This is a genomic window from Pseudomonas putida group bacterium ESBL64 (assembly GCF_045277175.1).
Classification (GTDB): Bacteria; Pseudomonadota; Gammaproteobacteria; order Pseudomonadales; family Pseudomonadaceae; genus Aquipseudomonas; species Aquipseudomonas alloputida.
In genome coordinates this window covers 4967726-4981347 of the sequence record NZ_CP145799.1, presented here as the reverse complement: position 1 = coordinate 4981347, position 13622 = coordinate 4967726, and the positions used below count along the sequence as shown (strand labels likewise).

Annotated in this window: 14 protein-coding genes; 5 read left to right on the top strand and 9 right to left on the bottom strand. The window is 60.7% G+C overall.

Going from position 1 to position 13622, the window contains the following annotated elements; genetic code table 11:
- The first annotated feature begins 128 nt into the window (after nt 1–128).
- From V6093_RS22605 to V6093_RS22595, 3 genes are read left to right on the top strand one after another with little or no spacing between them, the layout of a single operon-like run.
- Nucleotides 129–1250 (top strand): glycosyltransferase family 1 protein, encoded by a 1122-nt coding sequence (locus V6093_RS22605; RefSeq protein WP_003251928.1) that lies wholly within the window; start codon nt 129–131, stop codon nt 1248–1250.
- On the top strand, nt 1243–2007 hold the full coding sequence (locus V6093_RS22600) for a DUF2334 domain-containing protein (RefSeq protein WP_406669628.1): 765 nt from the start codon (nt 1243–1245) through the stop codon (nt 2005–2007). Before V6093_RS22605 ends, V6093_RS22600 begins: the two co-directional genes overlap by 8 nt.
- Complete coding sequence (locus V6093_RS22595; protein ID WP_003251923.1) at nt 2004–2996, top strand: lysylphosphatidylglycerol synthase transmembrane domain-containing protein; 993 nt, start codon at nt 2004–2006, stop codon at nt 2994–2996. The genes V6093_RS22600 and V6093_RS22595 overlap by 4 nt, the downstream gene beginning before the upstream one ends.
- Nucleotides 2997–3227: 231 nt before the next feature.
- Here the strand turns inward: V6093_RS22595 and purU are convergent, their stop codons facing one another.
- On the bottom strand, nt 3228–4079 hold the full coding sequence (purU, locus tag V6093_RS22590; RefSeq protein WP_003251921.1) for a formyltetrahydrofolate deformylase: 852 nt from the start codon (nt 4077–4079) through the stop codon (nt 3228–3230).
- Nucleotides 4080–4363: 284 nt separating this feature from the next.
- On the opposite strand from purU, the gene mvaT reads away from it, so the two are divergent.
- Nucleotides 4364–4741 (top strand): histone-like nucleoid-structuring protein MvaT, encoded by a 378-nt coding sequence (mvaT, locus tag V6093_RS22585; RefSeq protein ID WP_003251920.1) that lies wholly within the window; start codon nt 4364–4366, stop codon nt 4739–4741.
- Between the two features lie 72 nt (nt 4742–4813).
- Here mvaT and sbcB read toward each other — a convergent pair whose 3' ends face one another.
- The 3 genes from sbcB to V6093_RS22570 form a co-directional block, all read right to left on the bottom strand.
- Nucleotides 4814–6247, bottom strand: coding sequence for an exodeoxyribonuclease I (sbcB, locus tag V6093_RS22580; RefSeq protein ID WP_406669627.1), 1434 nt, complete (start codon nt 6245–6247; stop codon nt 4814–4816).
- 57 nt (nt 6248–6304) lie between these two features.
- The gene (locus tag V6093_RS22575) at nt 6305–6664 is read right to left on the bottom strand and encodes a PilZ domain-containing protein (protein WP_014859131.1); all 360 of its coding nucleotides are present in this window, start codon (nt 6662–6664) and stop codon (nt 6305–6307) included.
- Between the two features lie 123 nt (nt 6665–6787).
- Nucleotides 6788–7174, bottom strand: a complete 387-nt coding sequence (locus V6093_RS22570; protein WP_003251914.1) for a hypothetical protein — start codon at nt 7172–7174, stop codon at nt 6788–6790.
- Between the two features lie 180 nt (nt 7175–7354).
- Here V6093_RS22570 and pyk point away from each other — a divergent pair, with 180 nt between their 5' ends.
- A complete protein-coding gene (gene pyk / locus V6093_RS22565) occupies nt 7355–8809 on the top strand; it encodes a pyruvate kinase (protein ID WP_003251912.1) in 1455 nt (484 codons plus the stop codon).
- 126 nt (nt 8810–8935) lie between these two features.
- Here pyk and groL read toward each other — a convergent pair whose 3' ends face one another.
- From groL to V6093_RS22540, 5 genes are all read right to left on the bottom strand, one after another.
- Complete coding sequence (gene groL, locus V6093_RS22560) at nt 8936–10576, bottom strand: chaperonin GroEL (protein WP_003251907.1); 1641 nt, start codon at nt 10574–10576, stop codon at nt 8936–8938.
- 50 nt (nt 10577–10626) lie between these two features.
- Nucleotides 10627–10920, bottom strand: coding sequence for a co-chaperone GroES (locus V6093_RS22555; protein WP_003251905.1), 294 nt, complete (start codon nt 10918–10920; stop codon nt 10627–10629).
- 243 nt (nt 10921–11163) lie between these two features.
- Nucleotides 11164–11625 (bottom strand): FxsA family protein, encoded by a 462-nt coding sequence (locus V6093_RS22550; RefSeq protein ID WP_003251903.1) that lies wholly within the window; start codon nt 11623–11625, stop codon nt 11164–11166.
- 65 nt (nt 11626–11690) lie between these two features.
- Nucleotides 11691–12422, bottom strand: coding sequence for a HugZ family protein (locus tag V6093_RS22545; protein ID WP_019752481.1), 732 nt, complete (start codon nt 12420–12422; stop codon nt 11691–11693).
- An 82-nt stretch (nt 12423–12504) separates the two neighbouring features.
- Entirely contained in the window at nt 12505–13515 is a 1011-nt protein-coding gene (locus V6093_RS22540) for a DUF481 domain-containing protein (RefSeq protein WP_012053643.1), read from the bottom strand.
- Nucleotides 13516–13622 lie beyond the last annotated feature (107 nt).

The following is a 13622-nucleotide window of genomic DNA, read 5'->3' as shown; positions in this document are numbered from 1 at the left end:
CTCCAGGCATTGCGCACTCCCCCTCTCAAACTGATCGAACAAACTATCCTTCTGATAGGTCCACCTTTAGGCGTTTCATCGCCGGCCATTCAACGCCGGATGACAGACCCGAAGACGATCCCGGAGGGATGCTGATCGTGCACATCGCCGACATCACCATGTTCTACGCCCCGGCCAGCGGTGGCGTACGTACCTATCTTGATGCCAAACATCACCGTCTCGACGCCATTCACGGCGTACGCCACAGCCTGTTGATTCCCGGTGCCAGCGCCCAACACGGCGATGGCATCTATCAGGTACCTGCGCCGCCCTTGCCGTTTGGCAAGGGCTACCGCTTTCCGGTACGCCTGGCCCCCTGGTGCAATACACTGCGCACGCTCAAACCCGACCTGATTGAAGTTGGCGACCCCTACCTGACCGCCTGGGCGGCGCTGGAAGCGCGGCGCCAGCTCGACGTGCCCGTGATCGGTTTCTACCATTCCGACCTGCCGTTACTGGTCAGCAACCGCATGGGCAACTGGTTCGCACCCAATGTCGAGGCCTACGTCAGCAAGCTATACGGCAATTTTGATCGGGTACTGGCCCCCAGCCAGGTGATGGCCGACAAATTACGCCGCTTGGGCGTGCGTGATGTCCATGTGCAGCCGCTGGGCGTTGACCTTGCCACATTCCACCCCTCCCGGCGCGACCCACATGTGCGTGCCGAACTGGGCATTCCCGACACCAGCCGCCTGTTGATCTTTGCCGGCCGCGGCTCGCGGGAGAAGAACCTGCCGGTGCTGCTTGACTGCATGCAGCAACTCGGCGCCCCCTACCACCTGTTACTGGTAGGCTCGAACATGCCGGCCAGCGTGCCGTCCAACGTCAGCGTCATCGATCACTTCTGCCCGTCTGCAGAGGTGGCCCGGCTGATCGCCAGCGCCGACTTGCTGGTGCATGCTGGCGACCAGGAAACATTCGGCCTGGTCATTCTCGAAGCGATGGCCAGCGCCACCCCCGTGGTAGCCGTGCGCGCCGGTGCGTTCCCTGAAATCATCAACGAACAGAGTGGCCGCCTGTGCACGCCCAACGACGGTCGGGCCATGGCGTGCGCCGTGCGCGAGGCGTTCGAGGCGGGTACCCGCGAGCTCGGCCTGCAGGCCCGCCACCATGTAGAGCAACATTATTCATGGGATAACGTGGTAGCTGGCCTGCTCCAGCACTACCAGGCCGTGCTCGGCCACCAGCCGCAGGTGCGCGCCCATGCTTGAGCCCTCCGCCAGCCAGCGCAGCCTCATGCTGGTGTTGCACGATATTGCCCCGGAAACCTGGCCGGACTATGAACCGTTCGTAAGGGCTGTGGACGCGCTGGGCCACGTGCCAATGACATGGCTGGTGGTCCCGGACTTCCATCGACGCAATCCGCTTCACCAGGCACCTTCGTTCTGCCGCCTCCTGGACGAACGCCTTGCCAAAGGCGACGAACTGGCGCTTCACGGCTATGCCCATGCTGACGAAGGCCCCGCACCGCGCAGCCCCATCGACTACTTCATGCGGCGCATTTATACCCATGAAGGCGAGTTCTACGGCCTTGATGAGAACGAAGCGCTTACCCGGCTACAGGAGGGCCTGGCGCTGTTCGAGAGCCAAGGTTGGCCTGTGGCAGGCTTTGTCGCACCGGCCTGGCTCATGAGCCAGGGCACGCGGCAAGCCCTGTGCCGCCTGCCACTCAAATACACCAGTACACCGCAGCATCTGTACCGGCTGCCAGACTTTACAGCCATTGATGCGCCAGGCCTGGTCTGGAGCGCACGGAGCGCATGGCGTCGCACATTGTCCCGCACGCTGTGCGACTGGCAATGCCGGCGCTGGCGAGGCGCGAGCACATTGCGCTTGGGGCTGCACCCTATAGACATGCGTCATCGCTCATCCCGAGACTATTGGTTGCGAACGCTGGAAACACTGGTGAAGGATGGCCGCGAACCGCTGACCAAATCTGCCTGGCTGGAGCGCCAGGGGGCAGCATGAAGCGTTGGGCCTGGCTGGCGCTGGCACTGCTGGGGGCAGCGCTGGTGCCAGCGTTGCTGGGTGGTAGCGAGCTGCTGCCGAGGCTGAGCCGGTTCGACCCGCACCTGCTGCTCATGCTGCTAGGCATGATTCTGTTGTGCTGGGTCATCAATGCGCTGCGCCTGCGCCTGTTGCTGGGTGAGCAGGCAAAACAGTTGAGCCATGCTCGCAGCCTCGGCGTGGTCATGGCCACCGAGTTTGCCATCTGCACCACCCCTGGCGGCAGTGGTGGGCCGCTGACCCTGATGGCGCTGCTGGCGCGAGACCGCATCCGCCCGGCGCGCAGCGGCGCCGTTTTTGCCATGGACCAGCTGAACGACCTGGTGTTCTTCTTCTGCGCAATGCTGGCGATTGCCGGCTACGCGCTGTTCCACAGCCTGGGCCGCAGCCAGGAAAGCATGTTGCTTGGCAGTGCGTTACTGCTGTGCACAGCGTTGGCCGGGGTGATCGGGCTGTTGCGCTACCGGCGCCCGATAATGCGCATGAACGGCAGGCTGTTGCAGCGCATGGGGATGGGCCAGCCGCGCAAACGTCGCTGGGCGCGCAAACTGCTGCACTTCGTTGCAGCACTGGCGCAGACCTGGCGCCTGCCCAAGCGCAGGCTGAGCCTGGTGTTCACCCTGACCTGCATCCACTGGGGGCTGCGCTACAGCGTGCTGTACCTGGTGTTGCGGGGCTTGGGGGTAGACCTGCAGTGGATTCCCAGCTTCCTGGTGCAGATGCTGTCGCTCAGCGCCGGCCAATTCAGTCTGTTGCCTGGCGGGGCCGGGGCCGCCGAGCTGACGTCTGCCAGCCTGTTGACACCCTTGGTGGGCAGCTCGACCGCAGCTGCGGCAATCCTGATATGGCGGGCAGTTACTTACTACTTTTATCTGCTGGCTGGGGGGCCGGTGTTTGTGTGCCTGCTGGGACGTCCGTTGCTGGAGCGCTGGCGGCGTCAGGCGGGTTGAGCTGTTGCCAGAGTTCGGCGGCGCCGGGGAAGTCGGTGCCATCCGTGTCATCCAGGGCTTCAGGGTCGTAGCGGGCCAGGCAGCCTTCGCCAAGGATCGGTGGAGGTGAGGCGACGGGGTTGTTGCGTTGCTTGGTCATTGCCGTTTCACCCAAGATTGCCGGGGCGCTCTGCGCCCCTGTCGCGACAGGGCTGCGCAGCAGCCCAGCACCTCACAGCAAGCCGGACGGTGTCAGTCGAACACCACAGTCTTGTTACCATGCACCAGCACACGGTCTTCCAGGTGATAACGCAGGCCACGGGCCAGCACCATCTTCTCCACATCACGGCCAAAGCGGACCATGTCCTCGATGCTGTCGGCATGGCTGACACGCACCACATCCTGCTCGATGATCGGGCCGGCATCCAACTCTTCAGTGACGTAGTGGCACGTCGCGCCAATCAGCTTCACCCCACGCAGGGCAGCCTGGTGGTAAGGCTTGGCGCCGACGAACGACGGCAGGAAGCTGTGATGGATGTTGATCACCTTCTCGGCATAGTCCCGGCACAGTTGTGGTGGCAGGATTTGCATGTAGCGGGCCAGCACCACGACGTCGGCGGCATGCTCCTGCACCAGGCGCGACACTTCGGCAAAGGCCGGGGCCTTGTCTTTGGGGTCGACCGGAACATGGAAGAACGGAATACCGTGCCACTCGACCATGCTGCGCAGGTCGTTGTGGTTGGAAATGACGCAAGGGATCTCGCAGTCCAGCTCATCGGTGTGCCAGCGGTGCAGCAAGTCTGCCAGGCAGTGCGACTCACGGCTGGCCATCAATACCACGCGTTTTTTCTGAGCCGAGTCGGTAATGCGCCAGGTCATGGAGAACTCTTCGGCGATCGGCGCAAACGCCTCACGGAAGGCTTCGATACCGAACGGCAGCGATTCAGCGCGGATTTCATGACGCATGAAGAACCAACCGCTCTGCTCATCGGAGTGGTGGCTGGCTTCGTTGATCCAGCCATTGTACAAGGCCAGGAAATTACTGACTTTCGCCACGATGCCTACACGGTCGGGGCAGGCGATCACCAGACGATAGGTGCGCATGAATGAGACTCCAGAACTTCGCAAAGGCGCCTATTCTAGCGGCCCGCCAGAAAAAACGCAGTATTGATCGCTGCCGCGATTGCATATGCAGGCCCGAAAACGCCACACGGGCGCTGCCTGACAGACAAGAGGAAACGCACGGGGCATATGTAAAAATTTGTTCACGTAGAGAAATGCTGTCACAGCTTAATTAACAGTTAATTGCCCAATCTTATGTTTACTTGCGAGTAGGGGCTGTCTATTATTGCCCCACACATTTCTGAACACGCATTAAGGAACACTCCATGTCCCTGATCAACGAGTACCGCGCTACCGAAGAAGCCATCAAGGAACTTCAGGCCCGCCTGGCCAATCTGTCGCAGGATGACAAGCTGAAGAAAGAACTGGAGTTCGAAGGCAAACTGCGCACACTGATGGGCGAGTACTCCAAGTCGCTGCGCGACGTGATTGCCCTGCTCGATCCAGAATCGAAACTGAGCAAGGCACCTCGTGGTTCGGTCAAGACTACCGCCACCAAGCGCGCACGCAAGGTCAAGCAATACAAGAACCCGCACAACGGTGAAGTGATCGAAACCAAAGGCGGCAACCACAAGACCCTGAAAGAGTGGAAAGCCACTTGGGGCGGCGATGTGGTTGAAAGCTGGGCAACCCTGCTGGACTGATTATCCGCATACGCCTCTTGCTTCGCACAACAAAAACGCCGGCACACTGCCGGCGTTTTTGTTTACCGGCCATCAGCCGATTGAATAGTGCTCCTGCAATTGTCGAGCATGCAATTGCCAGGCCTCCAACACTCGCCTGCCCGCCTCGTCGGCGCCCTCCCAGGCTTGCTGGCGTGCCTGTTCGAAGTCGCCCAAGGTATTCGGCGCGCCCCACTGCGGGTCGCTCAGGCGTTGCTGGCAGAAGCCATACCAACGTTGCCGCTCTTCGGGGGTCAAGGTTTCAGGGAAGTTACGTGCCCGGTAGCGGAACAACAGCTCCGGCAAACGCGGATCATCGAACATCCAGTGGCCATGGCTCAACTGCGCCGGTTCCAGCGCACGAACTTGCTCGCATAAGCGCCGGTCGCGGTCACCTATAAAACCCTCATACAACTGCTGTTCCGGGTCCTCGCTCGGGGCGAACTCGTCCTTGCCATAGATGTGCTCCAGCTTTTCTTGCCATTGCGCCTGTTGATTGGCCAATTGTTCGCCGCGCAATTGTAACAACGTCAAGTCCAGGCCCAATCGTTGTTGATCGACCGGGCGCAATACCGACAGCGGCGCCACTACCGGGCAACGATTGATCTGCACCAATTTGAGCGGTACCGGTAATTCACCTTCGGCCAATTCATCATGCCGGGTGTACAAGCGCTGACGCAAAACTTCAGCACTTTCCCGCAGTAACGGTAGGGTTTCCTTATGCAGGTCGCAGACAATCAGTGTATTGCGATTACGCGGGTGCCAGGCCAGTGGCAATACGACCCCCAGGTAATTGCGCGCCGCCGAAAAACGCCCGGATATATGCACCAGTGGCTGCAACAGACGGATCTGCTCCATCACTTTATGCTTGCTGCGCAGTTGAAACAGCCAGTCATACAACTTGGGTTGTTTCTGCCGAATCAGGCGAGCCAAGGCAATGGTTGCCCGCACGTCGGAAAGCGCTTCGTGGGCATGACCGTGGTCAATGCCATTGGCCTTGCTCAGCAGCTCCAGACGCAGGCTGGTGCGCCCGTCCTGCTGCGGCCATGCAATGCCTTCCGGGCGCAGGGCATAGGCGGTGCGCACAATGTCGATCAGGTCCCAGCGGCTATTGCCTCCCTGCCATTCACGGGCATAGGGGTCGAAAAAGTTGCGGTAAAGGCTGTAGCGGGTCACTTCATCGTCAAAGCGCAGGGTGTTGTAGCCGGCACCACAGGTACCCGGTTGCGCCAGCTGGGCGTGCACGCGAGTCATGAACTCGGCTTCGCACAGGCCCTGCTCCGCCAACAGTTGTGGCGTGATGCCTGTCACCAGGCAGGCCGCCGGGTGCGGCAGGATGTCGTCCGACGGTCGGCAATAAAGGCTGATTGGCTCGTCGATTTCGTTGAGGTCGAAGTCAGTGCGCACGCCGGCCACCTGCAGCGGCCGATCGCAGCGCGGGTTGATGCCGGTGGTTTCATAGTCGTGCCAGAAAATGCTGGAGGTCACGGGGTCGTCCTGTATCGAGGTCGACCCGATTCTAGCGCGATTCTGAAAAATGAACGTTCAGACGGGAGCGTTCGCGGGGCGGAAACTGAAATAGTCGCGCAACGAACGTACGAAATCATCGTACTCGCGTGGAGACTGCAGCAGCATGAAGCCCGAATCGTAGTGCCCAGGCGTCTCGTCCTCGCGGCACCACAGGCAACTGGCCGTGAGGTTGACGAACTGGTGCCCGCCGCCAGGCAGGGGCATACGCAGCTGCAGCTCGTAATCAGGCCCGACCAACACGGGCAGCTGGCTGATGACCATCAACCCATTTTCAGAGGCATTGCCTAGCTGACCGATCTCCTGACCGGTAAAGCGGTTGAACACCTTGAGGACACAAGGTAGCTGATGACGTTCGATGTGGCGCTTGTTAAACATGATCGCGAGTGTATTCCGTACCTGATGCCAGGAATACTAGGTACTGGCGGTTGTTGTAACAGCTGAGTTACAGATTAGCGCAGCACGCGCAGCAAATCCCGTGAAATAAACCACACCTTTGTGTTAGCGCCAAGGTACGGTCGTCACCGGGTTGGCCACGGCCGTTTCTGCGCCGCGCAAATGGCCAAGTTTTTCCAAGGTCTGCAGGCGCGCTCGGGCGCGATAGGCATATTCGTTGCCCGGGTACTGCTGGATCAGGTACTGATAGGTCTGCGCCGCGTCCACGTACAACGCCTGGCGCTCCAGGCACTGGCCGCGCAGCAGTGATACTTCGGGGTGGATGAACGGCCGGGCACGGCTGGTGCGATCAACCTGCGACAGTTCGAGCATGACCCGTGCGCAATCGCCGCGGTCGTAGGCGCGGTAGGCATTGTTCAGGTGGTGGTCCATGGACCAGCGGGTACAGCCGACGGCGCTGGCGGCCAAGGCTAAAACGATCAGGGCTCGCATGGGGATCTCCTTTGATGCCAGTGTATCGGCGTTTGCCTGCAAATCTTCACACCCTTTTGCAAGGATACCCTGCCCCGTTCAAATGCCACCCTGCCTTGGTCGCAGGTAGTGCAACGGAACAATGACTACAGCGAGATTCAGGAGTAGCCTTTCGCTGCGCTTCACTATAGGAGTCTGTGCATGAGCATCCGCCGCACCAAAATCGTCGCCACCCTTGGCCCCGCCAGCAACTCGCCGGAAGTGATCGAACAACTGATCCTCGCCGGCCTGGACGTGGCACGTCTGAACTTCTCCCACGGCACGCCGGACGAGCACAAGGCCCGCGCGCGCCTGATCCGTGACATCGCCGCCAAGAACGGCCGCCATGTTGCACTGCTGGGCGACCTGCAGGGTCCGAAGATCCGCATCGCCAAGTTCGCCAACAAGCGCATCGAACTGAAGATCGGTGACAAGTTCACCTTCTCCACCGCCCACCCGCTGACCGAAGGCAACCAGGACATCGTCGGTATCGACTACCCCGACCTGGTCAAGGACTGCGGCGTTGGTGACGAACTGCTGCTCGACGATGGCCGCGTGGTCATGCGCGTCGAAACCGCCACTGCAGACGCCCTGCACTGCGTGGTGATCATCGGTGGCCCGCTGTCGGACCACAAAGGCATCAACCGTAAAGGTGGTGGCCTGACCGCACCGGCCCTGACCGAAAAAGACAAGGCCGACATCAAACTGGCTGCGGAAATGGACCTGGATTACCTGGCCGTTTCCTTCCCGCGTGACGCCAGCGACATGGAATACGCGCGCAAGCTGCGTGACGAAGCCGGCGGCAGCGCCTGGCTGGTGGCCAAGATCGAACGCGCCGAAGCAGTTGCCGATGACGAGACCCTCGACAAGCTGATCGCCGCCTCCGACGCTGTGATGGTTGCCCGTGGTGACCTGGGCGTGGAAATCGGCGACGCCGAGCTGATCGCTATCCAGAAGAAGATCATCCAGCACGCCCGCCGCAACAACAAGGCCGTGATCGTGGCGACTCAGATGATGGAGTCGATGATCCAGAACCCGATGCCGACCCGCGCGGAAGTGTCCGACGTGGCCAACGCCGTGCTGGACAACACCGATGCGGTGATGCTGTCGGCCGAAAGCGCCGCCGGTTCCTACCCGATCGAAGCTGTCCAGGCCATGGCACGCATCTGCCTGGGTGCCGAAAAGCACCCGACCAGCCAGAAGTCCAGCCATCGCCTGCACACCACCTTCCAGCGCTGCGACGAAAGCATCGCCTTGGCGGCCATGTACACAGCCAACCACTTCCCGGGCGTAAAGGCGATCATCGCCCTGACCGAAAGCGGCTACACCCCGCTGATCATGTCGCGCCTGCGTTCGCATGTACCGATCTTCGCCCTGTCGCCGCACCGCGCCACCCAGGCACGCGCCTCGATGTTCCGTGGCGTGTACCCGATTGCCTTCGACCCGGCCGCGCTGCCGGCCGACAAGGTGAGCCAGGCAGCGGTCGACGAACTGCTCAAACGTGGCCTGGTGGAGCAAGGTGACTGGGTGATCCTGACCAAGGGTGACAGCTACCACACTATCGGTGGCACCAACGGCATGAAGATCCTGCACGTGGGTGATCCGCTGGTCGGTTGATCCACGCTTTTCACAGCACAAGGCTCAAGCGCAGCCTTGTGCTGTGAAGATGGCCCGACAGGAATAACAAAAAGCCCCGGTTCTCGCGAACCGGGGCTTTTTAATGGTGCAGGGGGTAAGGCTGGCTTACATCATGCCGCCCATGCCACCCATGCCGCCCATATCAGGCATGCCAGCAGCTGGCTTGTCTTCCGGCAGGTCGGCAACCATGGCTTCGGTGGTGATCATCAGACCGCCGATCGAAGCAGCAGCTTGCAGCGCCGAGCGAGTAACCTTGGCTGGGTCCAGGATACCCATCTCGATCATGTCGCCGTATTCACCGGTAGCGGCGTTGTAGCCGAAGTTGCCCGAACCTTGCTTGACCTTGTCAGCAACCACGCTTGGCTCATCACCGGCGTTGGCAGTGATCTGGCGCAGCGGGGATTCAACAGCGCGACGCAGCAGCGCGATACCGACGTTCTGGTCTTCGTTGTCGCCTTTCAGGTCGACGATGGCCGCCAGGGCGCGAACCAGGGCAACACCACCGCCAGGCACCACGCCTTCTTCAACGGCTGCACGGGTAGCGTGCAGGGCGTCTTCAACGCGGGCTTTCTTCTCTTTCATTTCAACTTCAGTGCCGGCACCCACCTTGATCACGGCAACACCGCCAGCCAGCTTGGCCAGACGCTCTTGCAGCTTCTCACGGTCGTAGTCCGAGGAAGTTTCTTCGATCTGGGCACGGATCTGCTTGACGCGTGCTTCGATCTCGGTGTCAGCGCCAGCACCGTCGATGATGGTGGTGTTTTCCTTGGACAGGATGACACGCTTGGCGTTACCCAGGTGCTCCAGGGTAGCGGTTTCCAGGGACAGGCCGATTTCTTCGGAGATGACCTGGCCGCCAGTCAGGACGGCGATGTCCTGCAGCATGGCCTTGCGGCGATCGCCGAAGCCTGGAGCCTTGACTGCAGCAACCTTGACGATGCCGCGCATGTTGTTGACTACCAGGGTAGCCAGCGCTTCACCTTCAACGTCTTCGGCAACGATCAGCAGTGGGCGGCCGGCCTTGGCAACGGCTTCCAGAACTGGCAGCAGCTCACGGATGTTGGAGATTTTCTTGTCGACCAGCAGCAGCAGCGGGCCTTCCAGCTCGGCAACCATGGTGTCCGGCTTGTTGACGAAGTACGGCGACAGGTAGCCGCGGTCGAACTGCATGCCTTCTACGACGGACAGTTCGTTTTCCAGGCCCGAGCCTTCTTCAACGGTGATCACGCCTTCTTTACCGACTTTTTCCATGGCTTCGGCGATGATTTCACCGATGGAGTTGTCGGAGTTGGCAGAGATGGTACCTACCTGGGCGATGGCCTTGGAGTCGGCGCATGGCTTGGACAGGTTCTTCAGCTCGGCAACAACGGCAGCAGTGGCCTTGTCGATACCGCGCTTCAGGTCCATCGGGTTCATGCCGGCAGCGACGGCTTTCAGGCCTTCGTTGACGATGGCCTGAGCCAGAACGGTAGCGGTGGTGGTGCCGTCACCGGCAGCGTCGTTGGCCTTGGAAGCAACTTCCTTGACCAGCTGGGCGCCCATGTTTTCGAAAGCGTCTTTCAGCTCGATTTCTTTGGCGACGGAAACGCCGTCCTTGGTGATGGTCGGCGCGCCGAAGCTCTTGGCCAGTACCACGTTACGGCCTTTCGGGCCCAGGGTCGCTTTTACCGCGTCAGCCAGAACGTTGACACCAACCAGCATTTTCTTACGGGCGGAATCACCAAATTTTACGTCTTTAGCAGCCATGATCGTTTAATCCTTGAAAAACTTTGGAGTAACGGGAAGTCGGGGGGAAATCAGCCTTCAACAACGGCGAGGATTTCGTTCTCGGCCATGACCAGCAGGTCTTCGCCATCGACTTTCACGGTGTTGCTGCCCGAGTACGGGCCGAAAACCACTTTGTCACCCACTTTCACGGCCAGCGCGCGAACTTCGCCGTTGTCCAGGACGCGACCGGTGCCGACGGCTACAACTTCGCCGCGGTTTGGTTTTTCAGCGGCCGAACCCGGCAGGACGATACCGCCAGCGGTTTTCGATTCTTCTTCGCTGCGACGGATGACTACGCGGTCATGCAGAGGACGAAGTTTCATTGTCGATCTCTCCCAAATTGTGGTTTTCATCGGCCGGTTCGACACCGGCGGTTTTGATGCTGTCCGGCGTTGCCGGGGGCGGCCCGCTGTGAGCGAACCACCTGTGTAATGTCTGGTGTTACCACCAGAAACCTTGCGGTGACCACATACATGAGGCCGCCACATCCAATTACAAGGCTCGAGATAGAAAAATTTTCATCAGGCCAAAAAAAACCGGGGCCGCTTGTGCGGCCCCGGTCCTTTTTACTTGTCGCGGCGCTCGTACTCGCCTTCGATCACGTTCGGGCGGTGGCCGCCATCACGCGGCTGCGCCTGGAAGGGGTCATCCTGGAATGCACGCTGGCGCATGGCCTGGGCCTCGGCACGCTCGCGCATCTTGCGCGCCGCCAGGCGGCGGGTGAATGGCAGCAGGCACAGCACACCCAGCACGTCGCTGATGAAGCCGGGCAGCAACAACAGGCCACCACCCACGGCCAGCATCATGCCCTGGAACATGTCCTCGGCGGGCAATTCACCGCGCTGCAGGCTTTCACGGGCGCGCAATGCAGTCGCCAGGCCGGCCACCCGCATGACCAGTACGCCCAAGGCGGAGCCGGCGATGATCAGCAGCAACGCCGGAAAGAAACCGATTGCCGCGCTGACCTTCACGAAGACGAACAGCTCCAGCACAGGAAAAATCAGAAACAGCAGTAGAAAAGCACGCATCAAGGGTTCCTCGACGGAAGATAACCTTCCAATAAGACCTCACATGGATGCCTGCGCTCCGGATTTCAACCCTCGGCTTGCATCACAAGCGGCCAATGGTCGGCGCGAGCCAGCAAAACCAAGGCCTCGCGGACTTGTGTCGGCGTGTTGCAAGTAGTGGGGAAAGGCAACCAGTGCACGGCCTGGCCGATGCGCAGGTGCATGCCTTCACTGTCTACACCAACCATCTGCGCCGGTACGTGCCGTGGCAACCCGGTCAACTCGACGTAGTGGGCAATGGCACTGGCGTGATCGCTGTTCATGTGTTCGATCATGCTCCCCTCGGCCTTGCCCGCGAACGGGTTGGCCAAGGTGACATGGTCAAGCCAGTGGATCGCACCGAAGCCGCCGATGTAACGGTGGCGCACCGGTTGCAGCACCCAGAAATCGAAGTCGTGGGCCTTGTGGTAATTGGCCGCATCCGGGAAATAGCGGTAATAGCGCTCGGCGGCGGCCTCGATGACGGCCTCGTCGACCAGCTTGTGCGCTTCGGCCATCACCGTCAGGCGCCCTACCGCCTGCACATCCTCAGCCTCGCGCTCACCCACCAACAGCGAACACTTGGGGTCCTTCTGCAGGTTATGGGTGTGCTGGGCAATGCGGCTGATCAGGATCAGCGGGTTGCCCTGGGCGTCCAGGCAGTACGGCACGACCGAACCGAAGGGGTAGCCAGGCATCGACCTGGAATGTGTCGAAAGCACGCCGCGGTATTCCTTGAGCAGCAGTTCCCGGGCGGGGCGGATGGCGTTGGTACTCACTTGAGGGCGGCTCCTGGCGGACGGGTTGGGGACAAGATAAGCATTATCAGCTGCCTGTGCCACTGACCTGCATCCAGACGCCTTACCAGGTAACGCCGAAGCCCGCGGTATAGCGTGTCTTGTCCAGGTCACTTTCACGCGTGCCGGTGATGATGTCCTTCTCCGCCTTGAGGTTCAGCGAGGCCCACTCGGTGACCTTGTAGCGCAGGCCAACCTCGGCATCCAGCGAGTAGTCGGCCACGCCACCCAGCGGCTTGGCGAACTCGCCGTTGGTGAACAGCTGCACGTTCTTGCCGATCAGGTATCGGGTGTAATCCCACTTCACGGCCGCAGAATAGAAATTATCCTTGCCACCATCCTGATACTCGAAGTCAGTACGGTTGATCAGTGAGCCCAGCGAGAACGCGCCCAGCTCATCGTCCCAGAACTGGTAACCCGGGCCGGTACCCACGGTGCGCTGGCGGGCCAGGTCTTCGATGCGATCACGTTTGTATTCCGCACGCCCCTGCCAGAACCACTTCTCGGTAATGAAGCGGTCCAGCGCGTACTCGGCGCTCCAGTTGTCGGTGGTGGTGACGTCGTCCTTGGTCTCGCGGTTGTACTCACCCTCGGCGTTGTGCCGCCAACGGCCATGACGGGCGGTGGTCTTGAAGCCCACGTCGTAATCGTCGGTGTCGTTCTCGGCGCGCTTGTAGTCCAGCGCTACGTCGACATTGCCTTTCCACACGAAATCCTCGACCAGCGGCTTGGGCTTCATGATCTGCTCGATACTGGCCAGCTCCACCGTCTTCGGTGCCTCGCCATTGGCCAAGGTCACCTTGCCTGGCTCTGCCGCCTTGAGCGACTTGGCTTTCTCTCCGCTGTAGGCGTCCTGCTTGACCAGCATCTCCTGGTCGCTTTCCAGCGTCTGGACCTGTTTCCAGTCCAGGGCGATGGACCCACCATAAGGGGTTTCCAGCAGCAGCTTGCCGCCATCGAATACCTTGATCTTGCCACTTAGCCGGTCACCGTTCTTCATCCACACAGTGTCGGCGAACACCGGAGAGGCACACAGGGAAACAGCAAGAAGGCACAACAAGGATCTAGAATTCATAAACGGGCTTTGTTTGCGGACTATGGGTTCGATTTGACGAAAAAGCCGGGCATTATCCAGATACCCAAGACCAGAGCAAGGACAGACCGGGAGTATGCCGTTGAGTT

Excerpts from the sequence above, each read along its gene's own strand:
- V6093_RS22595 (WP_003251923.1), top strand. The coding sequence starts at position 2,004 with ATGAAGCGTTGGGCCTGGCTGGCGCTGGCACTGCTGGGGGCAGCGCTG.
- V6093_RS22540 (WP_012053643.1), bottom strand. The coding sequence starts at position 13,515 with ATGAATTCTAGATCCTTGTTGTGCCTTCTTGCTGTTTCCCTGTGTGCC.
- V6093_RS22600 (WP_406669628.1), top strand. The coding sequence starts at position 1,243 with ATGCTTGAGCCCTCCGCCAGCCAGCGCAGCCTCATGCTGGTGTTGCAC.
- V6093_RS22550 (WP_003251903.1), bottom strand. The coding sequence starts at position 11,625 with ATGCGTGCTTTTCTACTGCTGTTTCTGATTTTTCCTGTGCTGGAGCTG.
- V6093_RS22605 (WP_003251928.1), top strand. The coding sequence starts at position 129 with ATGCTGATCGTGCACATCGCCGACATCACCATGTTCTACGCCCCGGCC.
- groL (WP_003251907.1), bottom strand. The coding sequence starts at position 10,576 with ATGGCTGCTAAAGACGTAAAATTTGGTGATTCCGCCCGTAAGAAAATG.
- V6093_RS22555 (WP_003251905.1), bottom strand. The coding sequence starts at position 10,920 with ATGAAACTTCGTCCTCTGCATGACCGCGTAGTCATCCGTCGCAGCGAA.
- pyk (WP_003251912.1), top strand. The coding sequence starts at position 7,355 with ATGAGCATCCGCCGCACCAAAATCGTCGCCACCCTTGGCCCCGCCAGC.
- V6093_RS22570 (WP_003251914.1), bottom strand. The coding sequence starts at position 7,174 with ATGCGAGCCCTGATCGTTTTAGCCTTGGCCGCCAGCGCCGTCGGCTGT.
- V6093_RS22575 (WP_014859131.1), bottom strand. The coding sequence starts at position 6,664 with ATGTTTAACAAGCGCCACATCGAACGTCATCAGCTACCTTGTGTCCTC.
- mvaT (WP_003251920.1), top strand. The coding sequence starts at position 4,364 with ATGTCCCTGATCAACGAGTACCGCGCTACCGAAGAAGCCATCAAGGAA.
- purU (WP_003251921.1), bottom strand. The coding sequence starts at position 4,079 with ATGCGCACCTATCGTCTGGTGATCGCCTGCCCCGACCGTGTAGGCATC.